General features: G+C 55.4%; 31 protein-coding genes and 1 pseudogene. 15 read left to right on the forward strand and 17 right to left on the reverse strand.

What is annotated here, in order from left to right; translation table 11 throughout:
- Positions 1-7 precede the first annotated feature (7 nt).
- The gene (locus ACZ1G7_RS11035) at positions 8-1,360 is read right to left on the reverse strand and encodes a FliI/YscN family ATPase (RefSeq protein WP_472659458.1); all 1,353 of its coding nucleotides are present in this window, start codon (positions 1,358-1,360) and stop codon (positions 8-10) included.
- A gap of 92 nt (positions 1,361-1,452) precedes the next feature.
- Here ACZ1G7_RS11035 and ACZ1G7_RS11040 point away from each other — a divergent pair, with 92 nt between their 5' ends.
- Genes ACZ1G7_RS11040 through ACZ1G7_RS11080 form a run of 9 tightly spaced genes read left to right on the forward strand, consistent with a single transcriptional unit; the run spans position 1,453 to position 5,982 of the window.
- On the forward strand, positions 1,453-1,839 hold the full coding sequence (locus tag ACZ1G7_RS11040; protein WP_472659459.1) for a FlgB family protein: 387 nt from the start codon (positions 1,453-1,455) through the stop codon (positions 1,837-1,839).
- Between the two features lie 8 nt (positions 1,840-1,847).
- Positions 1,848-2,240 (forward strand): flagellar basal body rod protein FlgC, encoded by a 393-nt coding sequence (gene flgC, locus ACZ1G7_RS11045; protein ID WP_472659460.1) that lies wholly within the window; start codon positions 1,848-1,850, stop codon positions 2,238-2,240.
- 8 nt (positions 2,241-2,248) lie between these two features.
- Complete coding sequence (gene fliE / locus ACZ1G7_RS11050; RefSeq protein ID WP_472659461.1) at positions 2,249-2,524, forward strand: flagellar hook-basal body complex protein FliE; 276 nt, start codon at positions 2,249-2,251, stop codon at positions 2,522-2,524.
- Positions 2,524-2,790: a flagellar biosynthetic protein FliQ gene (locus tag ACZ1G7_RS11055; protein WP_472659462.1), complete on the forward strand. Its 267-nt coding sequence runs from the start codon at positions 2,524-2,526 to the stop codon at positions 2,788-2,790. Before fliE ends, ACZ1G7_RS11055 begins: the two co-directional genes overlap by 1 nt.
- Before the next feature lie 3 nt (positions 2,791-2,793).
- Positions 2,794-3,510: a flagellar hook-basal body complex protein gene (locus tag ACZ1G7_RS11060; protein WP_472659463.1), complete on the forward strand. Its 717-nt coding sequence runs from the start codon at positions 2,794-2,796 to the stop codon at positions 3,508-3,510.
- Positions 3,511-3,523: 13 nt separating this feature from the next.
- On the forward strand, positions 3,524-4,309 hold the full coding sequence (gene flgG, locus ACZ1G7_RS11065; protein ID WP_472659464.1) for a flagellar basal-body rod protein FlgG: 786 nt from the start codon (positions 3,524-3,526) through the stop codon (positions 4,307-4,309).
- On the forward strand, positions 4,306-4,731 hold the full coding sequence (flgA, locus tag ACZ1G7_RS11070; RefSeq protein WP_472659465.1) for a flagellar basal body P-ring formation chaperone FlgA: 426 nt from the start codon (positions 4,306-4,308) through the stop codon (positions 4,729-4,731). The genes flgG and flgA overlap by 4 nt, the downstream gene beginning before the upstream one ends.
- 9 nt (positions 4,732-4,740) lie before the next feature.
- Positions 4,741-5,469: a flagellar basal body L-ring protein FlgH gene (gene flgH / locus ACZ1G7_RS11075; RefSeq protein ID WP_472659466.1), complete on the forward strand. Its 729-nt coding sequence runs from the start codon at positions 4,741-4,743 to the stop codon at positions 5,467-5,469.
- A 9-nt stretch (positions 5,470-5,478) separates the two neighbouring features.
- Complete coding sequence (locus ACZ1G7_RS11080; RefSeq protein WP_472659467.1) at positions 5,479-5,982, forward strand: flagellar basal body-associated FliL family protein; 504 nt, start codon at positions 5,479-5,481, stop codon at positions 5,980-5,982.
- Here the strand turns inward: ACZ1G7_RS11080 and ACZ1G7_RS11085 are convergent.
- The 10 genes and pseudogenes from ACZ1G7_RS11085 to ACZ1G7_RS11130 all read right to left on the reverse strand — a co-directional run bounded on the left by ACZ1G7_RS11085 (position 5,979) and on the right by ACZ1G7_RS11130 (position 15,089).
- Positions 5,979-6,320 (reverse strand): hypothetical protein, encoded by a 342-nt coding sequence (locus ACZ1G7_RS11085; RefSeq protein WP_472659468.1) that lies wholly within the window; start codon positions 6,318-6,320, stop codon positions 5,979-5,981. The genes ACZ1G7_RS11080 and ACZ1G7_RS11085 overlap by 4 nt on opposite strands.
- The gene (locus ACZ1G7_RS11090) at positions 6,317-7,399 is read right to left on the reverse strand and encodes an EscU/YscU/HrcU family type III secretion system export apparatus switch protein (RefSeq protein ID WP_472659469.1); all 1,083 of its coding nucleotides are present in this window, start codon (positions 7,397-7,399) and stop codon (positions 6,317-6,319) included. Before ACZ1G7_RS11090 ends, ACZ1G7_RS11085 begins: the two co-directional genes overlap by 4 nt.
- Entirely contained in the window at positions 7,399-8,175 is a 777-nt protein-coding gene (locus ACZ1G7_RS11095; RefSeq protein ID WP_472659470.1) for a flagellar biosynthetic protein FliR, read from the reverse strand. The genes ACZ1G7_RS11090 and ACZ1G7_RS11095 overlap by 1 nt, the downstream gene beginning before the upstream one ends.
- Positions 8,172-10,250: a flagellar biosynthesis protein FlhA gene (gene flhA / locus ACZ1G7_RS11100; protein WP_472659471.1), complete on the reverse strand. Its 2,079-nt coding sequence runs from the start codon at positions 10,248-10,250 to the stop codon at positions 8,172-8,174. The genes ACZ1G7_RS11095 and flhA overlap by 4 nt, the downstream gene beginning before the upstream one ends.
- A complete protein-coding gene (locus ACZ1G7_RS11105; RefSeq protein ID WP_472659472.1) occupies positions 10,237-10,569 on the reverse strand; it encodes a hypothetical protein in 333 nt (110 codons plus the stop codon). Before ACZ1G7_RS11105 ends, flhA begins: the two co-directional genes overlap by 14 nt.
- Before the next feature lie 71 nt (positions 10,570-10,640).
- Positions 10,641-12,713, reverse strand: coding sequence for a hypothetical protein (locus ACZ1G7_RS11110; RefSeq protein WP_472659473.1), 2,073 nt, complete (start codon positions 12,711-12,713; stop codon positions 10,641-10,643).
- A pseudogene (motA, locus tag ACZ1G7_RS11115) lies at positions 12,710-13,578 on the reverse strand (flagellar motor stator protein MotA). Before motA ends, ACZ1G7_RS11110 begins: the two are co-directional and overlap by 4 nt.
- Before the next feature lie 37 nt (positions 13,579-13,615).
- On the reverse strand, positions 13,616-14,146 hold the full coding sequence (locus ACZ1G7_RS11120; RefSeq protein ID WP_472659474.1) for a MotE family protein: 531 nt from the start codon (positions 14,144-14,146) through the stop codon (positions 13,616-13,618).
- A gap of 47 nt (positions 14,147-14,193) precedes the next feature.
- Positions 14,194-14,505 (reverse strand): hypothetical protein, encoded by a 312-nt coding sequence (locus ACZ1G7_RS11125; protein ID WP_472659475.1) that lies wholly within the window; start codon positions 14,503-14,505, stop codon positions 14,194-14,196.
- Positions 14,506-14,612: 107 nt separating this feature from the next.
- A complete protein-coding gene (locus ACZ1G7_RS11130; RefSeq protein WP_472659476.1) occupies positions 14,613-15,089 on the reverse strand; it encodes a flagellar basal body-associated FliL family protein in 477 nt (158 codons plus the stop codon).
- Between the two features lie 135 nt (positions 15,090-15,224).
- Between ACZ1G7_RS11130 and ACZ1G7_RS11135 the strand changes: the two genes are divergently transcribed.
- The 6 genes from ACZ1G7_RS11135 to ACZ1G7_RS11160 are packed head-to-tail and all read left to right on the forward strand — an operon-like array spanning position 15,225 to position 18,907.
- Positions 15,225-15,752: a hypothetical protein gene (locus tag ACZ1G7_RS11135; RefSeq protein WP_472659477.1), complete on the forward strand. Its 528-nt coding sequence runs from the start codon at positions 15,225-15,227 to the stop codon at positions 15,750-15,752.
- Positions 15,753-15,780: 28 nt separating this feature from the next.
- The gene (locus ACZ1G7_RS11140; protein WP_472659478.1) at positions 15,781-16,818 is read left to right on the forward strand and encodes a flagellar M-ring protein FliF C-terminal domain-containing protein; all 1,038 of its coding nucleotides are present in this window, start codon (positions 15,781-15,783) and stop codon (positions 16,816-16,818) included.
- Positions 16,818-17,411 carry a FliH/SctL family protein gene (locus ACZ1G7_RS11145; protein ID WP_472659479.1) on the forward strand — a complete coding sequence of 198 codons (594 nt, stop codon included), beginning with the start codon at positions 16,818-16,820 and terminating at the stop codon, positions 17,409-17,411. The genes ACZ1G7_RS11140 and ACZ1G7_RS11145 overlap by 1 nt, the downstream gene beginning before the upstream one ends.
- Entirely contained in the window at positions 17,404-17,676 is a 273-nt protein-coding gene (locus ACZ1G7_RS11150) for a FliM/FliN family flagellar motor switch protein (RefSeq protein ID WP_472659480.1), read from the forward strand. The genes ACZ1G7_RS11145 and ACZ1G7_RS11150 overlap by 8 nt, the downstream gene beginning before the upstream one ends.
- A 7-nt stretch (positions 17,677-17,683) precedes the next feature.
- Positions 17,684-18,415, forward strand: coding sequence for a flagellar type III secretion system pore protein FliP (gene fliP, locus ACZ1G7_RS11155; RefSeq protein WP_472659481.1), 732 nt, complete (start codon positions 17,684-17,686; stop codon positions 18,413-18,415).
- A gap of 15 nt (positions 18,416-18,430) precedes the next feature.
- A complete protein-coding gene (locus ACZ1G7_RS11160) occupies positions 18,431-18,907 on the forward strand; it encodes a hypothetical protein (RefSeq protein WP_472659482.1) in 477 nt (158 codons plus the stop codon).
- A gap of 67 nt (positions 18,908-18,974) precedes the next feature.
- Here ACZ1G7_RS11160 and ACZ1G7_RS11165 read toward each other — a convergent pair whose 3' ends face one another.
- The 6 genes from ACZ1G7_RS11165 to ACZ1G7_RS11190 all read right to left on the reverse strand — a co-directional run bounded on the left by ACZ1G7_RS11165 (position 18,975) and on the right by ACZ1G7_RS11190 (position 25,892).
- Positions 18,975-19,286: a cupin domain-containing protein gene (locus ACZ1G7_RS11165; protein ID WP_472659483.1), complete on the reverse strand. Its 312-nt coding sequence runs from the start codon at positions 19,284-19,286 to the stop codon at positions 18,975-18,977.
- A 13-nt stretch (positions 19,287-19,299) separates the two neighbouring features.
- Complete coding sequence (locus ACZ1G7_RS11170; RefSeq protein ID WP_472659484.1) at positions 19,300-20,043, reverse strand: SDR family NAD(P)-dependent oxidoreductase; 744 nt, start codon at positions 20,041-20,043, stop codon at positions 19,300-19,302.
- Positions 20,044-20,058: 15 nt separating this feature from the next.
- Positions 20,059-22,353 carry a DUF4962 domain-containing protein gene (locus ACZ1G7_RS11175; protein ID WP_472659485.1) on the reverse strand — a complete coding sequence of 765 codons (2,295 nt, stop codon included), beginning with the start codon at positions 22,351-22,353 and terminating at the stop codon, positions 20,059-20,061.
- Positions 22,354-22,447: 94 nt separating this feature from the next.
- Positions 22,448-23,989 carry a type 2 periplasmic-binding domain-containing protein gene (locus ACZ1G7_RS11180; protein WP_472659486.1) on the reverse strand — a complete coding sequence of 514 codons (1,542 nt, stop codon included), beginning with the start codon at positions 23,987-23,989 and terminating at the stop codon, positions 22,448-22,450.
- Positions 23,990-24,025: 36 nt separating this feature from the next.
- Positions 24,026-24,907, reverse strand: a complete 882-nt coding sequence (locus ACZ1G7_RS11185; RefSeq protein WP_472659487.1) for a carbohydrate ABC transporter permease — start codon at positions 24,905-24,907, stop codon at positions 24,026-24,028.
- Between the two features lie 13 nt (positions 24,908-24,920).
- Positions 24,921-25,892, reverse strand: a complete 972-nt coding sequence (locus ACZ1G7_RS11190; RefSeq protein WP_472659488.1) for an ABC transporter permease — start codon at positions 25,890-25,892, stop codon at positions 24,921-24,923.
- Between the last annotated feature and the right edge of the window lie 3 nt (positions 25,893-25,895).

The following is a 25,895-nucleotide window of genomic DNA, read 5'->3' on the forward strand; positions in this document are numbered from 1 at the left end:
TTCGGGGTCAGAATGACCGGCGTCCACCCTGTCCGCGAGGCGCTTCCAATATGTCTTGGAGCTGTTTGAAATTATGGGCAATTGTCGACAGCTCTTTCGACGGCTTTGACCCCAGGAAGCTTTCAAATTTAGGGCGAAGCTCAATCGCGGCATCAAGCCGCGCGTCCGAGCCCGCCTTGTAGAGTCCGGCCTGAATCATCAGTTCTGCCTCGTCAAACAGCGACATCAGCTCTTTGGCGTTTTGGATCGTTTCTTGCGCCGGCGCGTCCAGCGCATGGGCGAAGCTGCGAGAAACCGATCTCAGCGCATCAATGGCCGGGAACCGCCCGCGTTCAGCAATTTTCCGGTCGAGCACCACGTGGCCGTCCAGCACCCCGCGCACCAAATCGGCAATCGGCTCATCCATGTCGGAGCCCGCAACCAAGACGGAAAAGACAGCCGTGATATCGCCCTGCCCCTGCGCACCGGGGCCTGCGCGTTCGCACAGCTCCATCACCGTTTGGGAGGTCGAAGGCGGGTAGCCACCGAGCGCGGCAGCCTCACCCGAGGACACAGCGATTTCGCGATGCGCCTCGCAAAACCGGGTCACGGAGTCGGCCAAAAACAGGACATGGGCGCCGTTGTCGCGTAGAAACTCAGCGATTGTCATGGCCGTCCAGGCCGCGCGACGCCGTTCGATGGGCGATTTATCCGACGTTGCCGCAACAATGATCGAACGCGCCAAGCCTTCGGGGCCCAACGTGTCTTCGACAAATTCGCGAACTTCGCGGCCCCGCTCCCCGATCAGGGCGATGACCGTGTAATCCGCGTCAATATTTTGCGCCAGCTGCGCTAGAAGCGTCGATTTTCCGACGCCTGAACCCGCGAAAAGCCCGACCCGTTGCCCGCGCACGACGGGGAGAAACGTGTTGAATGCGGCGAGCCCGGTTTCCACCTGGTCGCCCAACCTGCGGCGTGTTGTGGCCTCGGGCGGCGGCGACAAAAGGGCGCGTGTTTCGGCGCCTTTCGCCAATGGCATGCCATCCAGCGGGCGGCCATAGGAATCAAGGACGCGCCCCACCCAAGACAGATCCGGGCGGATGCCGCCTTCCCCCAGATAGAGAACGTGATCGCCGATGGCGACGCCTTTCAGCCCCGATGATGGCAGCACTGTCACCATCCCTTGGTTCAAGGCCAAGACCTCCCCCAAACCCGGGTTTCCCCTTGTTTGCAAGGAGACAAGGTCGCCCACACGCGCGAAATTTGACAGACCGCTCACTTCGATCATGCCGCCAACGGTGCGCGTGACCCGGCCATAATTCTGGATCGCGCTGACCTCCTGAACCTCGCTGATCAGCGGGGCGAAGCTGGTGATGGGCATGTTTGCGACCTTCCTTTTTTGCTCCCTCGATTACTGTTTCTAAAGGAATCACCCTTAATGGTTCGTTGAAACCAATCGAGGGAGAAGCCCCGATGTTCACATCGCTAGACGTATTCCAGTCCGCCCAAGCAATGGCGCGGCACGCCGCAAAACAACAATCCGTGGTCGCGACCAATATCGCCCACGCCAATACCCCTGATTTCAAAGCTATGACTGTGCCGGACCGGGTCGCGGACACCGGATCAATGGCCATGCGCACCCGCGACGGTGGGCCGCGCGCCGGGCATTTTCAACTGGGCGGAACGGCAAGCTCCCCCGATGCCGTGGTCGATAAATCCGCGCAAATGTCGCCCAACGGGAACAGCGTTTCGCTTGAAACCGAGATGCTGAAATCCATCGAGGCCGAACGCCACCACAAACGCGCAATGACCGTCTACCAAAGCGCGCTCACGGTCTTGCGCAACAGCATCGGACGCTGAGGATCACCATGAATGATTTGAGTAAATCCCTGATGATGGCCGCCAGCGGCATGAAGGCGCAGGCGTCGCGGTTGCGGCTGGTCTCTGAAAACATGGCCAACACCGACACGCCCGGGTTTCGCCGCAAGACCGCTTCTTTCGAGCAGGAAATGCAAATGGGGAAAACGCAAGGCGCCGTCAAACAAGGCAATGTGCGTTTGGATCGTGCCGATCTGACCCGTATCTACGACCCGTCCCACCCGATGGCCAATCAGGAAGGCTATTATGACGGGTCAAACGTCAACATCATCGTTGAAATTGCCGACGCGCGTGAGGCGCAGCGCAGTTATGAGGCCAATCTTAAAATGTTCGAGCAGACGCGGAAGATGTCTTCCGCCGTTCTTGATCTGCTTCGCCGGTAGGAGGTTCCATGGATATCACATCACAATTCGCAGCCCAGCGTTACGGGGCATTGAAACAGGCGACGTCGCCGGGCGAAGGCCAAGGCCTGATCCAGGCTGCGGGCGACTTTGCAGCGGTCTTGCAACGGGGCGAGGTTGCGGCGGAAAAAGCCGTGACCAGCGGCGTTGACCCGCACACTTTGGTCGAAGCTTTGGCCCAGACGGAGCTGGCCGTACAAACCGCCGTCGCCGTACGCGACAAAGTGGTTGAGGCCTACCAGGAAATTTTGCGGATGCCTGTCTAATGCGCGAAGCGGAGTACTTTGACATTCTGCGCCAAGGGCTTTGGGTGTCGGTGGTGATCTCAGCGCCGATCCTGTCAGCTGCGCTTGCGGTGGGATTGTTGGTGGGGCTGTTTCAGGCCCTGACGTCCATCCAGGAAATGACGCTGACCTTTGTCCCAAAAGTCGCCGCCATGCTGGCTGTGTTCTGGGTCTCGATGAGCTTCATGACCCGTTCCCTGACCAGCTTTTGGAGCGACAATATCATTCCGCTCGTTATGGGGGGCTAGGCCGTGGGCAACACAGTTTACACATCCCTGACCCGCCAATCGGGCCTGATGAAAGAAATGCAGACCGTCGCCAACAATATCGCGAATATGGCGACGACCGGGTATCGCTCTGAGAACGTGATTTTCTCGGAAAGCATCAAATCGATGGGTGCGCAGCAGCCATCCATCTCCTTCGCGACGGCGAACGCGCATGTCACCAAGCTGGCACAAGGCGCATTGACGCAGACCGGCGGCACCTATGATTTCGCCATCGAGGGCGAAGGGTTTTTTCAAATTCTGACGCCAGCAGGCGAACGTTTGACGCGCAACGGCGCGTTTTTTGCCTCAGCCGAAGGGGAACTGGTCACAGCGGAAGGCTACCCGGTTCTCGATCCCAGCGGCGCGCCGGTCTTTGTGCCGGCCGATGCCGGTCAGATCGCACTGGCGGCCGATGGCACACTGAGCGTCAATGGCGAGCCTTTGGGACAGGTCGGCATCATGCGCCCTGCTGAAGGCGCGCAGCTGGTACGCGAAGACGGGGTCCGCTTCGTCGTAGAAGGCGAGATCGAACAGCTCGACGCACCGGTTGTTTTTCAGGGTTTTTTGGAAAGCTCCAACGTCGATCCGGTCAGTGAAATCGCGCGCATGATCCAAGTGCAGCGCGCCTATGAGATGGGTCAAGGCTTTATGGAAAAGGAAGATGAGCGCCTCCGCGGCATCATGTCCCTGATCACACGTTAACGAGGAGAATGGTATGAATGCGCTTAAGATTGCGGCGACGGGCATGTCCGCGCAACAAACCCGGGTTGAGGTGATTTCGAACAACCTCGCCAATATGTCGACCACTGGCTACAACACCCGTCGTGCCGAATTTGCGGATTTGCATTATCAACAGGTCACGCGGGCGGGCACGATCAACGCTGTCGACGGCACTACGATCCCGGCTGGTGTGCAGCTGGGCCTTGGGGTTCGTCCAACCGCTGTCAGCGTGAACATCGCCCAAGGGTCATTGTCGCAAACGGGTGGTGATCTCGACATTGCGATTGAGGGGCGCGGCTATATCGAAGTCACGCTTCCTTCTGGGACTTCGGCCTATACCCGCGATGGTGGGTTGAAGCGCACAGGCGAAGGTTTGATCGTGACCTCTGACGGCTATCCGGTTGTCCCCAATGTCACGATCCCAGAAGACGCGCGGTCGATCTCTGTCAGCCCGGATGGTGAGATTTACGCCTATTTCATCGATCAGGTCGATCCAGAGCTTCTGGGAACGATGTCGCTTGCGGGTTTCACGAACGAAAAAGGACTTGAGGCCATCGGCAGCAACCTTTTTGTAGAGACCAACGCCTCCGGCCCCGCCGTTGTTGGCACAGCGGGAACAGATGGGCTTGGGACGTTGCGGCACGGGTTTTTGGAGGATTCCTCGGTAGATCCGGTGCTTGAAATCACCGGATTGATTGAGGCGCAGCGCGGCTATGAGCTTAACGCCAAAGTAATCACAGCTGCGGATCAAATGCTCAGCGCGACGACGCAGATCAGATGAGATTAACGGCGCTTCTTTCCCTGATTTTGCTGATGATATCCGCGCCTGCGCTTGCAGAAACGGTCGTCGCCAAACGCACTATTCGCGCCCAGCAGGTCATTGGCATCGACGATCTCAGCATCATACAGGGCACGACGGCCGGGGCCGCACAGGCCATTGAACAGGTCGCAGGGTTTGAAGCCAGAAAGATAATCTATGCCGGGCGTCCGATCTCGCTTAGCGATCTGGGCGCACCCGCGCTGATCGAGCGAAACGCTTTGGTTCAACTGGGCTTCAGGACAAATGGAATGGTCATCAAGACCGAAGGCCGCGCCTTGTCGCGCGGCGGCTATGGCGAACGTGTTCGGGTGATGAACCTGGATTCGAAAACCTCTGTCACTGGCATCGTCGGCGGTGACGGCATCGTATGGGTAAATGAGTAGGACAAAGTCATGAGGCATCTATGTTTCGCCATTGCAATCGCGGCCTGCGCGTCGGGATGCGCCAAGTTGAACCAAGTTGGCAAAGCACCAGAGTTCAAGTCACCGCAACGTGGCAATGAGCACTTCGCCATGTTGCGCCAACCCTTGCCCGATCAAACCGTCGCCCGTCGTCCTGTCGCGCAGGCGTCGCTTTGGAAATCCGGCCGGGAATCCCTTTTGGGACACCAACGCGCCGAGCAGCCCGGCGACATTCTGACAGTCGTCATTGAGATTGACGACAAGGCCGAAATTTCTAACAGCACCTCCCGCTCGCGGAGCGGGTCTGAAAACCTCAGCGTGCCAAATTTGATCGGCATCCCGCAGCGGTTGAACGAGTTTCTCCCGGCCGGTGCGTCCCTCGACAACGCCGTTGGGACCAATTCCTCAAGTGCGTCCAATGGCGACGGGTCGGTACGCCGCAACGAAAAGCTAACATTGCGCGTCGCGGCCACGATTGTTGATGTGCTGCCAAACGGCGTGCTGGCATTGCAGGGCTCGCAAGAGGTGCGCGTCAATTTCGAGCTGCGTGAGCTGCTGGTGTCGGGATATGTGCGCCCGGTAGATATCAGCCGGCAGAACGAAATTTCATATGACAAGATCGCCGCCGCGCGCATTTCCTATGGTGGCCGTGGGCAAATCACGGACGTGCAGCAACCGCGCTACGGCCAACAAATCACCGATATTCTTCTTCCATTTTAAGGTGGCTTCATGGGAAAAATCCTCCCACTCATTTTGATTATTCTAGGTGTCGCCGGCGGCGGTGGGGCGGGGTTCTTTTTGCGCCCTACACCCGAACCACCCGTCGAAGAGACGGAGGGTATGGTCGCATCCGAGGACGCAAAAAAGTCTGAGAAAACCGCCAAAGCCAAAGTGCCGGAAGAAGGCGCGGAACCCGCTTTCGTCAAGCTGAACAACCAGTTTGTCGTGCCTGTCGTCGCGGGTGACTATGTATCTGCGCTGGTCGTGTTGTCGCTCACGCTAGAGACGACGCCAGAATCCACGGATGCGCTGTATAGTCTCGAGCCAAAAATCCGTGACGCAGCGCTTCGGGTCTTGTTCAACCACGCCTATGCAGGCGGGTTCGACGGGCATTTTACAGCCCCTGATAAACTTGATCGTTTGCGCAGTCAGTTGGTTCAGGCGGTAAACGTCATTGCATCTGACGTGGTCGCGGACGTTTTGATCACCGACATTATCCGACAAGACACTTAGTCGCCGCCGCGCAGCTTTTTGATGACATCTCGGCGACCATTCGATTGAAGCAATTGTTGGCGCCGCTCTGCTGACACGGCACGGGCCGTAGCAAGGTTTTGATTGAGAAACCTGATACGTTTTTCGATCCATCCGCGGTGGTTGTTCCAATACATCAACTCTGAGCCGTCCAGGCCAAGTGACGACGGAACCGTACGCAGGGTGGCCCGCAAGTCCTCGATTTCAGCCTCAAGCGCTTGAACATGCGTCATATCGGCCTGAAACTGAGCAGCGTCGCGAGTATACACGATCTCTTGCAAGGCCGCTAAACGCTTGAGCTTTTTGTGATCCAATTTCATGTCTTGGCCGCCTTCTTGCGCATGGCTTCGGCAAACCTGATCGCAACGGCGACGGCCTTGTAGTGTTCCGGCAAGACTTGCTGCCCGATTTCGACTGTTGCGAAGACCGCGCGCGTTGTGGGCGGATCCGAATGGATCGGAATTTGCGACGCCTCTGCAATTTCGCGGATTCGCGCGGCGATATGATCAGTGCCCTTTGCCACACATTCGGGCGCTCCTGGCGACAAACGGTCCCATTTCAGCGCAACGGCGAAATGCGTCGGGTTTACAATGATGACGTCAGCTTTCGGGACTTCCGAAAGCATCTGGTTCATCGCAATCTCGTAGCCCCGTTGCTTTCGGGTCTGCTTGTGATGCGGGTCACCCTCGGTGGATTTGGTTTCGTCCGCGACCTCCTTGCGCGTCATACGATTCTTGCGAAGGTGGCTTGCGGTTTGCCAAAGGTAATCAATGCCGCCAATGATCAAAGACATCAGGAAGATGAGCAATAAGAACCGTGCAATCAGATCGCCCATGATCATAGCTGTCTGCGCGACAGTGAGCGATACCGAGGAGACGATCAAATCTGTGTCTTTGCGCGCGAACCAGACCAACAAAACAGACACAACCACGAGCTTGACGACGGATTTCCCAAATTCGAAAAGCCCGTTGGCACCGAGTTTATTTTTGACCCCCGTGATTGGGGAAATCCGGCTGAGTTTGGGCGCCAGCTTCTTTGGCGCAAAAACCCAAGCGCGCTGCGCCGTGAGAGAGATCAAAACAGCAATTGCCGGGATCGCAAACAATCCGCCAAGCGCGACTGTCACCTCCCAAAGCAAAGTGCCAAGCAAAGGAATGCCGGAAATTCCGAAGCTATTCTCCGCGAGCCGATCCGCAGATGACAGCAATTTCGACGAGGTTTCTCCCAACCGGCTGACAGACCACGGAGCAACCAAAATCACCGCGAGGATCAGGCCCAAGTAAGAGGCTGCGGCGTTCAGATCTGTCGACTTCGGCAGCTCGCCACGTTTGCGCGCTTCTTCCAGCTTTTGCGGCGTTGCCTCAAATGACTTTTCGGCGGAGTCGTCTTGATCGGCCACTAAAACGCGCCCCGCAACAAATCAGTCTGCTCGAAGAAAATAGCCAGCCAGATACTGATCATAAGGGGCGCGACCACGAACAAGATCACCAGCCCGCCCAAACTGATCACCGGCGCCCCAACAAATGCAACCATCAGCTGCGGCATGGCGCGATTGATGGCCCCCAAAGCCAAATTGTATAGAATTGACGCAAGAATAAACGGGCCTGCCAAGCTGACCCCCAACGCAAATGCGTGCGAAATCCGCCCAATACCCCATTGCGACAAGTCGAGCGCTGAGATTGGGTTTCCGGGCTCAAAAAGATCATATGACAAGATCAGTGCTTCGGCGATCTGGATGTGAAGGCCCGTCATAACAGCCAGGCAAAGCCCTGCCACGACAAGCAAAGTGCTGATCGCTGGCTGCGGTTCGGCACCCAATCCGCCCCCGAAAATTTGCGATAGCGATGTGGATTGCGCGGCGACTGTGCCCGCGACTTGCAAAACGATAACGAAAAGCCGGAATAAGATTCCGATGGCCAATCCGGCAACAACCTCTGTCGCAATCAAGCGCGTCCATCCAAAGCTTGCATATGCGACTGCGACCGAAGCCCACGCCGCTGGTCCAACCACAAGCGCGAAGGCCAAGGCCGCGACAAGCTTCACGCGCATCGGCGTGACTTGTTCCCCAAACGCCGGAAGCAACGCCATCGCCGCCGATATGCGTATGAAAACCAGCGCCGCGACCCAGACACCGGTTTCAGAATAGGATAGCAATTGCGCCAGCTCGGCATTCATCCCGCGACAAGCCCAACAACCGATGGCTTTGCGTCGCGCGCGATTTCTTCAAAAGACAGTACAGGCGCGCTGATGCCTTTGGCCTGCAACACTGTGCGAATAAACCGCCGCCTTTGCAGTGATGTGACGATCGCCGGGAACACCCCTTCGTCATTCGACTTAGTAAGTTTTTCCGAAACATTGGTCGCCAGACGCGTGAATTCTTCGGGTGGCAGAGCCACATCTGAGACGTGATCGGGGTCCAGTTGATATTTCTGGAAACGCTCTTCCCACTCTGGCGCCAATTGTAGCAATGGAAGTGAGCCGTCTGTCCGACGGAGCTCGGCCACAATTTGAAACCCAAGACGTTGGCGCACATGTTCACACAACGCTTCTGCAGTCGTGAAAACAGCCCGCCCTTCAGCAATTGATTCCAAAATAAGCGCCAGATTTCGGATCGACACCTGTTCATCCAGCAGTAGACGCAGCACTTGCAAAAGCAGATCAACCGACACCTTTTCCGGAACAAGTTCAGCCAAAAGCCTGCGGTTGGCCTCATTGCGTGCTTCATCGCTGAGATTGGTAAATTCATCTAACAATCGTCGCAACGCACGCATCGTGAGCAGACGCGACAGATTGCGTTTTATCACCTCCAATAAATGCGTGGCCAAGATTTCAGCGGAATTAACAACGGTGCACCCATCAATTGCAGCCTCTTCCTGCTGCATTTTATCAATCCAAATGGCCGGTGCGCCATAAACTGGCTCGTTAACCTTTTCCCCAGCCAAGCTCGAATGGCCACCCGGTGGCAACAAAGCCAATACACGTTCGGGCCGCAGGCTATCTTCGCCATGCTCGACACCTTGTATGCGGATAGAATAGTGACCCCGTTCCAAGCTTGGATTGTCGGTCAGTCGAACCTCCGGAAGCACCAAACCAAAGCTGCTCGCGACATGTTTGCGCATGTTTGCAATACGCGTATCGAGGCCCGTTGCGGGATCAAGCGCCATTGTGACCAGATCCGGCGCGAACTCGACGTGAATATCATCTAAATCAAGAATGTCACCCATGGATTTCTCGACGATGAGCGTGGTTTCTTGGGCTGGCTCAGGCTCATCATTTTTCCCGTCTGTGGCTCCACCTCGGACCATCCAGGCGCATCCCAGCAAAGCGGTTGCACCAAACAGAAACGGGAAAAACGGCAAACCCGGCACCATCGCAAAGAACGCCATCAAAATTCCAACTGTCGCTAGCGCGGCGGGATAGCGACCAAGTTGGGCGCTCAATGCTGTGTCGGTCGCTCCTTTGACGCCGCCGCGTGCCAGCAATAGTGCAGTTGCGATCGAAATAATGACGGCTGGTATCTGCGTGACCAGCCCATCACCGACCGTTAAGATTGCGTAAGTTTCAAAGGCTCTTGATATTGGCATGCCGTGGATGCTCACGCCGATGACCACGCCAACGATCAGGTTGAGCGCAGTAATCAAAAGGCCCGCGACGGCATCCCCTTTGACAAATTTTGATGCACCATCAAGTGACCCGAAAAACGTCGTTTCTTGTTGTTCTCGTTCGCGCCGCAGCTTTGCTTCTTCGTGGTCAATCGCGCCCGCTGACATATCGCTGTCAATTGCAAGCTGCTTGCCCGGCATACCATCAAGAGCGAACCGAGCCCCGACTTCGGCCATCCGGGCAGCGCCCTTTGTAATCACGATAAAGTTAACGATCAAAAGCACACAAAACACGACAAGACCCAAAACGATGCTGCCGCCCATGATGAACATGGCAAAGCCTTCGATCACTTCGCCGGCCGCGTTTGTCCCGCTGTGACCGTTCCCGATTATGAGTTTAGTTGAGGACACATTCAACGACAGGCGTAACATCAACGATGCAAGCAAGATCGTCGGAAACGAAGAAAAATCGAGCGGCCTATCCAAAAACAAGGTGACGGTGAAAATCAGGATCGCTAACCCAAAGCTCGCCGCCAAACCTAGATCGAGAACCCAGGCCGGCATCGGCAAAACCATCATGACGATGATCGCCATGAGCGCTATCGCAAGAATTACGGTCGGTTGGAAAAGGGCTTTAATGCTCAACATTTGCGCTTCCCCATTTATTCTTGGCCTTATGAAGTCCGGCTTGAAACCCTGTTCCAAACCTCAGACTCTGTTCTGCTGAGCGGTTGAATTCACTATTTGAGGGCGAATTATACTCCGAGTCGTTTTCACCTAAATTGACCGTCGCAAACGTCCTATAATCGCTTTTCCGAGTTAGTTTTTCGCTTCCATGAAAACAGGCCAATGACGTTTCAGAACACAAAAATGAGCGACTAAATACTTCAACCGACAGGATCGCCAGCGCGCAAATCATCAGGATTGAAAAGAAAAGAAAACGTGGCGGCTTGTAACGTAACTGCATGTGCCTCAACCGAAAAATGAGTTGAGAAACATCTAAATCGAAAGCGTTTAAAAACTGTATCTAATCGATCTCTACGGCAGAGGTTCGGAAATCATTTCGCTGATCAAAGTACGCCCTGCTCGGCTTTGTTCAGACATTTCCCGCGCCATCGTCAGTGGCGTGTCCTGCAGGTCGGAAATTTCTGCTTCAAGTATCGCTGACGCCAGTGACTTCTCTCGCCCGTCCAACTCAACATCAGACCATTCTGAGCGTGAATAAGCCATCCTGTCCAGGAGCGTGCGGGGCAGTTCATCAATCACTTCGGCAGGCAAATCATCTGCAGCATCTGTGTTAAGTAAGAATTCAGCGGATCGTTCCCGAAGGTCTTGGGACGACACATTGATCAATGCGGATCGAACCTTTGAGGCGTCTCCTACGCTCAAGCCTATTTTTGCAACGTAGTTCGATCTGCCAGCACCGTAAGAAAGAGTATCGACAAAACCCTGTGCCAAACTTGGCAACCCCAAATCCACAAGGCCCGACACGACATCGACTTGGTTTTTGGCGCTCAATCGCGTGAACGCACCACTACGTTTCACATATTCCGCGAAAAGAGCCAGCTGCTCGGAATCCTCATTTCGCAGAACAAGGTAAACAACGTCATTGAGCAAAGGTTCTGCGTCTTGATCCTTAGTCGTAACGAATTCATTCAAAGCCTCGATCATAGCAGCGTTTTCGCCAAGGTAGGCTAGGGCTTTTATTCGATTTTTTAGTAGCAGCTCTGAAATCTCCAAGCCTTTGGTTTCAAACTCAAAAGCCGCGGCAAGTTCGAGCGTTTCTTCTGAAATTGAAAGCCGTTGTTCGATGGCGCGTTCCAGATAGAGGTTGAGCGCATTCGCCGACAAATCGCCGCCGGAATTTGCAATATCGAAAAGTTCTGACGCAGATAGGCTCGTAAGCTTCATTTCCTGAAGTGCGTCTTCCAACATGTTTCCTTTGAGCAAACTCTCCAATACCGACGCCGTCGTCGAAAACCCACGTCCGGTCACAGCTTGAATAAGTCGCGGGCCCAATTGCTCAACCAATGTATCTGGCCAGTTGGAAAACTCCGAAACGAGTATTTGGCGCGTCTCATTGCTTAAGTTGGCCCGTCTTGGGTCGTCCAAAATCATCCAGGGTGTGATTGACCCGACGCAATGTTGAAAATCTTCCAAGTGAGGAACTGCGGCAGCTTGATCGGCACCCAGTATCGAAATCATCGCGCTCAACAGATCGCGATCCTGGTCTGGAAAACTGGCTTGTAGCAGTACAGCACGGGCTTCGGGGGCAAGCCCATAATAGATATAGGCACGCGTCAAATCACGCATTACCAGTTGCCGCAGCCCGTCAAATTCATCGATCAGGCCCAAGTTCAGTTGTGCGATGTGCTCTGAAAACGCATCTTCTGTTCCCCAGCTTTCGACTGCAAAAAATGAAGGGTTGGGACATTGGGCTTGCTTTGGTTCCACCCGGGCAATCGCCGCCAAACCACGTGCTTCTTCTATGGCGTTATATAGGCGGATGCGTTCGGTGGCACGCAAACGGTCGAATACCGAAGGGGGGCGTTTTTCTTGCTTCACTTCCCCATCATCAGTCTTTTGCTGCACTTCGAGAATGGATAGATTCACAGAACGACCAAGGTCTGTCAGAAGTCTCTTTCGGAATTCGGCAATGTCTCTTTCTGCCTCAGGGCTGCGTACAGGTTTTTGTCCGCCGAACGGCAGTGTTGACGCCGCGCTATCCGGGCTTGGGCGACCAGAGTCCGACAGGTCGGGTTCGCCAAAAACGTCAATCACAACCTGCCCTGTTGCTAGCTCATTGGCGACGAGGCGACAGTCGCAACCGATTTCAATATCGATACTGTCGCGATTGCTTCTCAATGACCGCATTCGCCCGCGACCGATCGTTGGATAAACATTCTCAATCCCAAACCCGTCTGTGACACCTGAGGCGGTGAAGACGTGCTGGCCGTCAAACTGTTCTATATTCCAATCTTGGTCTTGATCCAGATAGATCACCAGCCGGTCGAACCCCGGATGGCTGCCTGATTTTACAAACACTTCAGACGAAACTGGCCCGATGGAAGCCCCAAACATAAGACCCACAAGGAACAGAATTCTCATCATGCCGCGGCCTGTTTGGTTTCTTTCAAAGCTTGTTCAAGGTCACTGAAACTTGGGCGCACATGACCCGGCGTATTTTGCCGTCCGACTTCGATACAAATATTTACCGCATGATTGTGTAAGTTTGCGACGAGCACCTCCCGGATCAACAGGTGAAATTGACCATCTTGTTCGGTAATCGTTTTCACTTTTGCCGCGAAGGGGCCGAAGAAACCATATGCAAGGAAAACGCCCAGAAAGGTACCTACCAGCGCGCCACCGATGAGCTTGCCCAGAACCTCAGGGGGTTGGTCGATGGAGCCCATGGTCTTGATAACACCCAAAACCGCAGCAACGATGCCTAGCGCAGGTAGACCATCGGCGATGGTCTGCAGAGCATGGCTTGAATGCAAGGCGTGATGTTGGTTGGCTTCAAGGCGCTTTTCGAGAACTTCTTCAACCTGATGTGGGTCATCATAGTTCATTCCGGCGGACCGCAAAGTATCACAAATCAGTTCGACGGATTCGCGATCACCCTGGATTTTTGGATACCGCGCAAAAATCGCACTATCTTCAGGGGCTTCGATATGTGGTTCCAACTCAACCGGGTTTTTCCGGGCTATTCGGATCAGTTCGTATAAAAGGCACAGTAGGTCTTGATAGTCAGACTTTGCCCATTTTGGCCCTTTGAAAACCTTGCCGATATCTTTGGCCGTATGTTTGATCCCTGACATATCGTTGCCGATCACAAACGCGCCTAGAGCCGCCCCCCGATCATCGTCATCTCAAAAGGCAAGGCTTTGATAATAATACCCATTTTCCCGCCAGCGGCGATATACCCGCCGAACACCATGACGAAAACGATAATTATGCCGACAATACCAATCATTCGAATTTCACTCGTAAGTTAAGACAGTTGGGTTTGATCATTCCACGGGGGCAAGGGCGTTTCGGCCCGCCAGGACAACGCTGATCGCATAGCCTTTGTCCGTTGGTAGGTTTGACATGATGCTTGCCGCGGCTTGCGGGTTCATGCGCCCCAAAAATCCGGCCGCAAAATTTGCTTCCATTTGTTCGAATAATGCCGCGGCCTGCTTGGGTTTCATGGATTCGTAAACCGTTGTGAGGCGGCCTAAATCCCCTTCAGATGCGCCATCTACCTTCGCGATAGTATTTGCGAGCGTCTCTTCCGCTTGGGCCAGTCTTGCCAGGTTTTTTTCAATCAAAACTTTTGCGGCATTCAAATCTTCCGCGCGTTTCGACAAGGCAAGTTCGCGCGTATCAAGTTCAATCATCCGTTGAGATATTCTATCCAACAATGCGCGGTTGTCTGGGCCGACCTCACACTGCTGGGTATCATCGGCAAACTCAGCGACAGTGCTTTCGGGTGTCTCATTGGCAACCGCGAGGCCAATGCCGCCAATACGAAAGCCGCCCGACAAAACCAGAAGTGCCACAATACAAGGGAGGGCCCCAAACGAGAGCCTGCTTTTCTTTGCGTTTTTCATTGTGCGGCCTGCGAATGTCTTAAGAACAGGGACGGTGCGCCTTCGGTCAGGCCGCCTTCATCAGGGCTGGCCTCGATGCCCGTTTCTTGAAGCGCGGGCGGCTCTGCTATTGCGGCTGTCGCAAAGGCAGGCTCAACGGGCGGTGTCGTCGCGTTCAGTTGCAAGGCCACATGTTCGGCGCGTTCGGTGATTTCGGTAAGCTCAGTTCGGGCCGCGTCGGCTGATGTCTGGGCGTCTTGCAACACCTTCGTCATCTCATCGACCTGTTGCGACAAGAGCGCAATTGCGGTGCCTAATTCCTGATCCAAACCGCTGAGCCGGTTTAATTTCCTTGATAAAACAACACAATAAAATGCCGCGGCTAACGCGCCGAGACCCAACAAGATATCTGAGATATATTCCATTCCAACCACCACTAGGTGAAAACAAATTCGGTGATGAGCAAATCTTTGACATGCCCTTTACCGGTCACGAGCTCGATCCGGCGCAGCATTTGGCCGCGCAGCCTGATCAGGGCGGCCGGGTCTTTGATTTCCTGCAAATCGACCGCCCGCAAATACCCATTCAACACATCAACGATGCGCGGCATGACGTTCTCGACCTCTGCCTTCGTTTCCGAATTCACTTCCAGCTGCGCCTGAAACCGCAACGTATGCTGCGCGGTGCGACCAAGTGAAATCATCATGGGCTCGATCGGTACAAAAGTTGCCAGTTCCGTCTGTTCCAACACCGGCTCCGCTTCGACCACCTCGCTTTCAGGCGCGAGGATCATGCCACTGAAAACAGCGTAAAACGCCCCGCCGCCGCCTAGCACAGCAAGTACAAGACCTATCAAAAGCCCTTTCTTGCCCTTTTTCGGTGGCTCTTCTTCGGTTGTTTCTTCTTCGGACATTCGAATCTCTCATGAAGTTCACTTTTTGTCCTATAGCCGCCAACTGGCTAACCGATTGTTAAGCCTGCTCGATCTAATTGGGGGTACCGGCCAGAAGGGCGCGTCCAGAATCAGGGGCAAGAAGTGCAACAGTTTATGAATACTTGGTACCAGCTCGACAATCGGCGCCGGATCACGGTGATCGGCGCAACGCTGATTGTCGTTTTCGGGGTGATTTTTTTGAGCAGAATGGCGGCGCAGCCAAATTACGCGCTGCTTTATAGCGGTCTCGGGCAAAAAGCCTCGGGTGAGGTTTTGGCGGCGCTGGATGCGCAGGGCGTCCAATATGACGTCCGAAATTCGGCGATCTATGTCGATACAACGATGCGCGATGCGCTGCGTTTGACGCTCGCGGCTGAAGGTCTTCCGACCGGCGAAGTCAATGGATATGAGCTTCTCGACAATCTTTCCGGTTTTGGGACCACGTCGCAAATGTTCGACGCGGCCTATATACGCGCCAAGGAAGGCGAATTGGCACGCACAATCCTCGCCAATCCAAATATCACGGCCGCGCGTGTTCATATCGCGCAAAACGACTCCTCCCCGTTCCGCAAATCTGCGGCGGCTACTGCATCGGTATCTTTGCGGGGCGCGGGAACAGGCATTTCAAACGAGATCCGCTGAGGCCATCCGCTTCCTGGTCGCCTCTGCCGTGTCAGGGCTTCAACCGGCCAATGTTTCGATCATCAACGCCGATCTGGGCACCGTTATTCTGCAAGACGACACTGCGACACCACATCAAATGGGTCTGGATCGCGCCGCCATTCTTAAGCGCAATGTCGAGCGTATCATACAGGCGCGGACAGGCACCGGAAAAGCCGTCGTTGAGGTCAACGTAGAGACCCTGACTGATGATGAGATTATCAAAGAACGCCGCTTTGACCCCGAAGGACGCGTCGTCGTCAGCACCCAAACGCAAGAGACGTCCAATACCAGCCAAAATGCTGCAGGCGGCGATGTCACGGTAGCTTCAAACCTGCCAGATGGCGATGCTGCGGGCGGCGACCAGTCGCAAAGCCAGGGTTCGGAAACGCAAGAAACGATCAACTACGAGCTGTCGGAGACAACGCGTGAGCTGCGCAAGACACCAGGTTCGATAAAACGCATCAGTGTGGCGGTGCTTGTCGACGGCATTCCGCAGGAAAGTGACGCAGGCGATACGGTTTGGTCACCGCGCCCGGACAATGAACTCGCCATGCTGGAGGAATTGGTAAAATCGGCCATCGGTTTCGACGCTGAACGTGGTGACAGCGTGACCATCCGGTCTATGGAACTGCCAGCCCCGATCGAGGTTACTGGCGACGCGGCTGCAGCCGGATGGGCCACTGGTCGTCAGCTGGACGTAATGAAAATCGCGCAGCTTGGCGTGACTGCGGCTGTGGTTTTGATCCTGGGCCTGTTCGTCTTACGCCCGATCGTGGTCGGCGCTTTGGCCAAGCCCGATCCGGCATTGACCGTGGCCTCAGCCAACGCTCTGCCCACTGGTGAGCCTGCACTGACCGGTGAAATCCAACCGCCGGTCGCGAGTAGCGAGCCGTTGGCTCAACAGACCTCGGCGCTGACTCAAATCCCAAAATCTGACCTGTCACAAGACCCCGTCGAACGGCTCAAAGCGCTGATTGATGAGCGCCAGGACGAGACCGTGGAAATTCTGCGTGGATGGATTGAGACACCGGAGGGGACAGCATAATGGGACAGGTTTTACAGCTTGAAGACTTCGCGGTTGCGCAGCAAATTTCGCAAGGCAATTCAGACCCCGCATCCGTAAAAGCCATTGAAAAGACAGGTTTTGACAAAGGCTATCACGCTGGCTGGGAAGACGCCGTAAAGGAGGCAAAGTCGAGTGACCAAAAGGCCAAGGCCGATTGCGCGGCTGCGCTTCAAGAACTCGACTTTACCTATTTTGAGGCGCGCCAACACATCATGAATTCCTTCAAACCGCTTTTGGAAGCGGTGATGGGCGCAGTGTTGCCTGCAGCAGCGCAACACGCGTTGGTACCGTTGGTCCAGGAAGAGCTGGATAAGATGGCTTCTAAAATGGATGCTTCGATCGAGATTTACTGCGCACCGGCGACAGCTCAGCATCTTTCAAAGCAGATCGAGGAACATTCCAAAGCACCGATCCAGATCAAACCGGAAGAAACACTGACAGCGTCTCAGGTCCAACTTCGGTTTTCCGACGGGATGACCAGCGTCGATATGGATGCCGCCGTCACACGCATACAAAATGCGATGGAAAGCTTTTTCAGCAGTACAGAAATTGAGGTCCGCAACCATGGATAGTGCGACAGAAACCTCTAGTGGCGAGGCGATTTTGCGTTCCGTCAAGATCGAAGTCACCGTCGCATTGGGCAAAGCGAAAGTGCCGATGAATGAGCTCAGTAAAATGGCCGTCGATTCAGTGTTCCCGCTGGATTGCAGCATTGATGATCCGGTGAGCCTTTATGTCGGCAACCGGCTCGTCGCAGAAGGCGTGCTGGAAGAGGTCGAGAATGGGGATGCCGGCGGCGTCGCTGTGCGGATCAATCAAATCTTCGATCAAACCTAGACCGGTTGTGTCTATCGTCACAAAACTAGGTCTGGTTGTCGTCGGATTTGTCCTTTTGGCATCGCCTGCCACGGCGCAGGATATCGCGTTGAATTTTGGCGATGAGGGCTCGCTAAGCGCCCGGGCCTTGCAGTTGATCGCGTTGGTCACGTTGCTGAGCCTCGCGCCCGGCATCGCCATCATGATCACCTGTTTTCCCTTCATCGTTACGGTCTTGTCGATCCTGCGGCAGGCCATAGGATTGCAGCAAGCGCCGCCCAATATGCTGATCATTTCGCTTGCGCTTTTCCTGACATATTTTGTCATGGACCCGGTCTTTCAGGCGGCCTGGCAGCAGGGGCTAAAACCGCTAACTGACGGTGATATCGAGATTGAGGACGCCTTTTTGCGCACATTGGGCCCGTTCAGGACCTTTATGGCTGCGCGGCTTGATCCCGACACGTTCGCAGCACTTGCGGACCTGCGCCCCGATACGCTTGTGACGAGCCCGACAGAAGCGCCACTTTCGCTGCTTATCCCCTCTTTCATGTTGAGCGAAATCGAGCGTGCCTTCCAAATCGGCTTTCTGATATTCCTGCCCTTCCTGATCATCGACCTTGTGGTCGCTGCCGTCCTAATGTCGATGGGGATGATGATGGTGCCGCCGGCCATTATCTCCTTGCCGTTCAAACTTGCCTTCTTTGCCGTCGCCGATGGGTGGAGCCTGATCGCATCCGCCCTGGTGCGGAGCTATTTTTAGACCGGAGTTGATTTCATGCCGATAGAATCCAGACCATCGGACCGTCTCAGCCCAAATGAAAAGGCGAGGTTGATCCTCGATGTGTTTCCAAACCTAGGCGAAACGCAACTGGGAAAAAAGCTGGCAACGGAGCTGAGCCAGATCGCGGCAGACAGCAATAAAGCGGGCCGCATGCTTGATCCTAAAACACGTGAACGAGGTGTACGTGCGTTGCTGGAGTTTCTGCCAGAACCAAAGAACGCCCCTCCCAAACGCACGCGCAATACGCCCGTGCCCAGTGATGGCGACCGTATTCTAGACGCGAAGCAGAAAGTGCTGGGCGCCTTGCAAAAGGACATCCCTTCCTGGTCGCCTGAGGGCATGTCTGATGAACACCCTGCTGTCCTGACGCGGCAAATTGTGAACCTGGCGCCCAATGAACGCACCAAAGCACTGAAAAGCATGCCCGGCTCGCTTGCGCGCCAGGTCTCATTTCTGATGGCACGGCACTAAGCGTCGGTCGCTTGCAAATTCGCCGCGTCCTGACTTTCAGATTGCGAAAACCGCGACCCCGAAAGCCCTACAGAAAGTCGTCACGGCGCGGCGTGAAACTGTCAATGAGGGTCCCGGGTTCAAGGCACACGCATCCATGCGTCATCATGGTGGGGACAACGAAACTGTCGCCCGGGCCCACATCGCGCTGCTCTTCGCCAAGCGTGAAACGAAACCGGCCGCTTTCAACATAGGTCGATTGCACATGCGGATGGTTATGCAGCGCGCCCTCCGCGCCTTCGGCCCCAAACCGGAAGGCGACGACCATCAAATCCGAATGATCTGACAGAACCTGCCGGGTCACGTTTTCCCCGGTTTCTACGATTGGAAAATCGGACATTTCGGCCTCCAAATTATGAAAACAGCATACCGCCGTTGATATCGATATTGGCGCCCGTGATGAAGGCGCTTTCATCGCAGGCTAGAAACAGCACCAGATTGGCTGCGTCATCGACATTGCCCTGACGCTTTACCGGCGCCGCCGCTTCAAACCCGCGCCGGCCCGCATCCGGCGTATGGATGTTGTGAAAATCGGTGTCGATCATGCCGGGACACAGCGCATTGACGCGAATATCGGGCCCGAGCTCTTTGGCCAGCCCGCGCGTCATCGTCATCACCGCCCCTTTCGAGGTGGCATAAGGCACAGCGCCCGGCCCGCCGCCATCGCGCCCAGCTTGCGAGGCGAGATTTACGATTGTGCCCGTTTTCATGTGCTGCAAAACGGCATGCGTCATCATGAAGGTCGATGTCAGGTTCAGATCAAGCACCGTGTTCCAATGCGCGAGTGACATGTCAGCGATCTTCTGGCGTTCGACCAACCCGCCAGCATTGTTCACCAACACGTCAATACCGCCAAAGGTCTCAACAGTCTTGCCAACTAAAGCGTCCACGCCTTCTTGCGTGCTGAGATCCGCTTGCACAGCCACGGCTTTTCCACCCGATGCTTCGATTTTTGCAACCACGTCATCGGCACCCGCAGAACTTGCGAAATAGCTGATGGCAATATTGGCACCTTCAGACGCAAGTTTCAGCGCAGCCGCAGCCCCAATGTCACGCCCGCCGCCTGTGACAATCGCGGTTTTCCCAGTCAGTTTCATGTCAGTCCCTCTTACTTAAGTGTTGGCCAATTTCTTGAGCACCACTTTGAAGGTGTTCTCGTCGGCGTCTGTGAAATAGAGATCAGCGTCGTACCCCTGATCATCCATGAAGTTGAAAATCCGCTTTGGCGCATCCAGTTTGTAAGGCACCAAAAGCGTGGCGATCCGGTGCCGTGTGGCGGCTGGGTAACGGGCGGTCAGGCAGGTGCTGACCGGCAGGCCTTCGTAGTCGACCGGGTCAACATCCGGGAAATCCGTGAATTGCGACATCTCGGGCTTGCCGCCTTCCGACCAGACGACCTGGCCGTAGAAACCCGCGCGCTCGCCTGTATTGCGGAACGAGGTTTTTCCTAGCTCAAAGGGGGCGTTCGCGTGCAGCAGCCAGTCGACCGTCACGGGCGTCTCGGCGTCGATTTTGTCGATGAAGACGAAATAGCTGTTGCGCACGAAGTAAATCTCGCGCTCGGCCAGGGTCACCTCGGGTGAGAGGCTTTGATAAGCGGCGGTCGCGTCGCCATGGATGAAGATATGATCCTCGCGCTGTTCCGCAGCGATGATCCGGCCTGTCGCCGCCATGGCTTTGGATTTGTCTTTTTCGGCGTATTGGCCTTTGCCGTTGATCAGGACCGCGTTTTTGGACCGCGTTTGTCTGCGCCAATTGCGGTGCATGGATGAATTGAACGCGACGTAGTGGCCGGATTGGATCGCCATATCTTCGCCAAAAGCCGACATGCAAAACGCGTTTTGATCGCCATGACTGTGACTGATCGAGCCGAATGGTGAGGATTTGAACACAAACTGAATATGCGCATCCGGGTCGTCCATCGCGTGCTGAACGCCGACCCAGCCGATGCCCTTAAAGTGACGCAACCCGCTTTCGGGTGGCGTGGCCTCAATCACCGGGAAATCGGTTTGAAAGACAAGCTCGTCAAAATTCGTGTCCCACCAGCCCCAATTGTAGAACGCCATCTCGGTGCCTGGGTTCAGGCGCAGATTCTCGTCGCAATACCATTGATAGGCGCCCTTGCCGGTGGCGCCCGCAAACTGGCGCAGGTTCAGGCCCGTCTTGATGCAGGCATAGTCACCCATCGTGCTGTCATCGCCAAACGTGCCGCGCCGCGTGTTGGGCGCTTTGCAATACAGCGGAAAATCACCGGTATTCTGGAAGAAGGGCCGCTTATACAGGTCGATGCCGGTGTAGGATTTCAACCGGTTCGCGGCGTCGATCAGATAGGCGATCCCCATCATCCAATAATGCGTGCCCTCGGCCCAGCCGCCATCGCTGTCACCCCACGGGGTGTAGGGGTTGGCCAGGAATTCGACGCAATAATGCAGCCAGTCTTCGGCCTCATCCGCGTCCCCCAAAAGCGCGATACAGGCCGGCAGGATCGTCAGCGAGACGGATCGCACGGCATGGCTGTCATAGGGAAACAGATGGATCTTGGCGTTCAGGATCGCATGTTCGGCAATGTCGCGCGTGCGTTCGAGTAGCGCCGCGCGCACAGTTTCACGCTCTTCATCTGTCAGATCGTCATAAAGCCAGTCATAGCCCCAAGCCAGCGCGTTGCAGACACGATATGCCCATTCGTCGGTATAGGCGCGCGACGTCACGCCCATCGGGTCCCAACTGGCGGCTTCCAACAGCCACGCCTTGGCGCGGGCGGTCATCTCAGCATCATCGGTGACTTTGCCGCCAATCGCCAAGTGCCTGATCGCGTACCATAGCTCTTGCAGGTCGATATAGGTCTGGCGCCAGACGGCGGCCACGCGTTTATGATCCGGGTAGCCCGCGGGCTCCGTCATCACATCGCGGTCCATCCATGGCAGAACGGATTTTTCGTAGAACGTCGACCATGTGCAATGGCTTGGGTCTTTGGTCACGGCGGCTTTGAAGTCGCCTAAACGGTCTTGGGTCATCCAAAGCCGTGGATGCGTCATTGGCGATTGCGCCAAACGGTCCGCACGACTTGGCAGCGGCGTTTCGGCAAGACCCGCACCCAATGTAAAGCTGCGCGTGCTGCTCCAAGCGCTGGACGCGCCCTTGGTCTCAGGCCCCCAAGTCGCGTAGGACCAGTGATAGTCGCCGGGCTCAAACAGCGTATCCGGCGTGAAGAAATTCAGCGGCAGGTTCTCAAAGACCTGCGTTTTGCCTTTCGGAAAGGCAGGGTCAGCAGAGACGCGCAGCACATAGCGCGCGTCATCATCAATCACCGGCAACCATGTAAAGCGCGGCGGGTTTTCCGTCACATCCGTATCGCTGGTCGGTCCATATTCAATGGTCAAACGGCCCGCTTTGGGTTCATCAAGCATAGGAAGTGCGTCGCCCGGCATGAGGATGCTCATCATCTAGTGGTGTGGAAAAAGGGTTGGAGCGGCCAAGGATACGGCCGCTCCTGTCGTTTGCTTAACCGCCGTATTGGCGCGCATAGGCTGAATTCATCGCCGCGAGAACGTCGTTGAAGCCCATTTTGTCGAGCGTTGCGAGGTAGTCATCCCACTCCGCTTCGATGTCAGCGGATCCAAGCACCCAAGCTTGCTGCTTCTCAAGCATGTAGTCGCGAACCTGGCTCCATTTCTTGTCGTAGACGCCCTGCTCTTCTTCGTTGAACGCCACGCCCAGGAATTGGGGTACTAGGTAATCGCCCGCGTCATATAGCTCGATGCCTTTCAGCGCGCTCGGGTTTGTCCACTGGATTTCATAGTCGAAATCCTGGAAATAACCGCGCTGAACCTGACTGCCGACTTGGTATAGCTGGCTGTTCACCGGACCGGCTTCCATGAACTCTTTCTTGAAGATCGGCTTGCCATCGACCATGTCGTATTGCTCGCCTTCGATCCCGAAATTGGCCAGACGGCGACCTTCCTCGGTGAAGTAGAAGTCAAAATACTTGATGGTCGTGACCGGATCAGGGTTGGTGTGCGCGATCGCCCAGCCATCTGGTTTCACCGGAATGCGGCGATGTTCGGCCATGCGAACGCCGGAGATCGACGCAGGTGGCGCAATAACCGCCAGGTCAAACCCTTCGATCTTGTCACGCAGTTTCGGGTTGTAGCCCGATGTTGACGCGAACCAATCATGGGTCATACCGCCAAGGTTTTCGGACAGAAGATATTCCCGAGCAGATGAGCCGCGCGTGAAAACTTCAGCGTCGATCAGACCCTCTTCATACCATTTCGCGATGTTCTTGATACCTTCGCGGTAGCCTTCGCCAGCATAGCCATGGGTAACCTTACCATCGATAACGACGAAGTCGTGGTAGGTGTCTGACCCGGACGACCGGCCATCCCAAAGCGTCACAAGGCGCAGCAACTCTGGCCATTGGCGCGCGAAGAACGGGACTTCGTCCTTTTTGCCATTGCCATTTGGATCATTGTTGCGGAACGCGGTCAGAACTTCATAAAGCTCATCGACGTTGTTGGGCACTTCCAGTCCCAGCGCATCAAGCCAGTCCTGGCGCATCCAATAGGCCCGGCCATATTTGCCATCTGGCAGATACGGGATGTAGTACAGGTTGCCGTCAAAAGACTGCACGGCCGCCTGCTTTTCAGGATATTTCTCAAAGAACGCTTTGATATTTGGCGCGTGCTCGTCGATCAGATCATTGAGCGGAACGAAGGCGCCTTGGGGACCATATTCGTTGACCATGTCTTTGATCTTGTCGCCACCAACGATATGCGGGATTTCGCCCGAGGCCAGCATAAGGTTATGCGCCTCTTTCGAGCTTGGCGTATTGGTGCCGAAGGTCGCGCCTTTCAGCGAGACGCCGGTCAGCGCGCGTGCGGCTTGCTCGACAGGCCAGTTTTCGTCATAGAAATAACGCTTGTTGTGCAGGTGTACGGTGAACTCGACAGGCTCATCCGTGATTTTCAGATGACCATCCGCAACCGCGGGCGCGGTGAGTGAGGTCGACAGCAAGGTCGCCGCCAGGACTGTTAGAATGCGCATAATTTCCTCCCTTTTACGCTTTCATTTCTTGGGTCGTTATTCTTTGACACCACCAAGCATGATGCCCTTGTTGAAGTACTTTTGAATGAACGGGTAAAAGATCATCACCGGGATGATCGAACAGACCATGATCGCTGCCGTCACCGTTTCGACCGAATAGGACGCTTCGATGATCGACAGCCCGAACTCCTCATCATCGGCAAGAGTGGCGATGACCTGCCGCAGATAGACCTGAAGCGGGATTTTCTGTTCATCTTTCAGCAAGACCATCGCCCAGAAAAAGCCGTTCCAGCGCGCCACCATGCAAAACAGAATGATCGTCGCCAGCGCGGGTTTTGACAGCGGCATGTAGACTTTCCACAGCACCTGAAATTCATTCGCCCCGTCCATGCGCGCGGCTTCCTCAAAAGACTGCGGGATCGACTCGAAGAAGTTGCGCAGCAAGATGATGTTGAAGGCGTTGCAGGCAAAGGCGATGATCAGACCAAAGTAGCTATCCATCAGGTTCAGGTCGCGCATGTTCAGGAAGAACGGGATCAGGCCTGCGTTGAACCACATGGTGAAGGCCACAAACAGGTTGAAATAGCGTCTCCCAAACAGCTGCGGTTTCGACAATGCGTAGGCGCCCGGCACAATGATCAGCATGCTCACAAAGGTGCCGCCGAACGTGTAGATGAAGGTGTTGCGGTAAGACGACCAGAACAGCGGCTCAGACAGCACGTATTCATAAGCCGCAAGCGTCAACCCGATGGGCCGCCAGAACACCGTCCCCGCGCTCGCCGCTGATCCCTCGCTCATCGAGACGGCGGCGATATAGATGAACGGATACAGGGTCGAAATCGTGAAGATCGCGATCAGCAGCATGTTCAGCCGCACGAACATTTTGTCGCCGCGAGAGTAGAGATTCATGTTTGCCATTGCCTGTTCCCCCTCACCACAGCGACGTGTTTGACAGCCGCCGCGAGACGGTGTTCGCCGTCATCACCAGCACGAAGGCCACGACCGCGTTGAACAGACCCGCCGCAGCCGCAAGGTCATATTGCGCGCCCTGAATACCTTGGCGGTAGATGAACGTGTTGATGACGTCGGCGGTCTCGTAGGTGGCGGGCTGATAGAGCAAAATGATCAGCTCAAATCCGACTTCCAAAAGGTTCCCGATGCGGATGATCAGCATGATGATGATTGTGGGCAGAATAGACGGCAACGTGATCTTCCACATCATCTGCCACCGGCTGGCCCCATCAATCACAGCGGATTCGTAAAGCGACGGGTTCACCCCGGCAATCGCCGCCAGAAACACAATCGACGAGAAACCCGCCTCTTGCCAGATACCAGAGCCGATGAAGATCGGACGGAACCATTCCGGCTTGATCAGGAAGTAAATCGGATCGAGCCCCAGCCATTGCAGGAACTGGTTCACGATCCCGGCCGACGGCGAAAACGCCGTAATCACAATACCCGCGATAATCACCGTCGAGATGAAATGCGGCAGATACACAATGGTCTGCGAGGTGCGTTTGAACAGCTGGTTCGTGATCTCGTTGAACATCAGCGCCAATATGATCGGTACAGGGAAGCCGAAACATAGGCTCAACATACTGATCATAAACGTGTTTTTAAGCGCGCGGCCAAATTGGTCACTATTGACCAACGTCTCGAAATGCTCAAACCCGACCCAGGGGCTGCCCGCAACGCCGCGGAAGATCGAATAGTCTTTGAAGGCCACCTGCAGCCCGTACATCGGCTTATACAAAAACACGACGAACCAGATGATCATCGGCAATAGCATCACGTAAATCTGCCATTCGCGTTTGAAATGGTCGATGATGCGCACCCAGCGCCCGTCTTGGACGATGTGGTCCTGAGTTTTCATACCAACGGCGGAGGATGTCTGATCCGCCATATC

This window comes from Litoreibacter sp. JB4-2 (genome assembly GCF_055693445.1).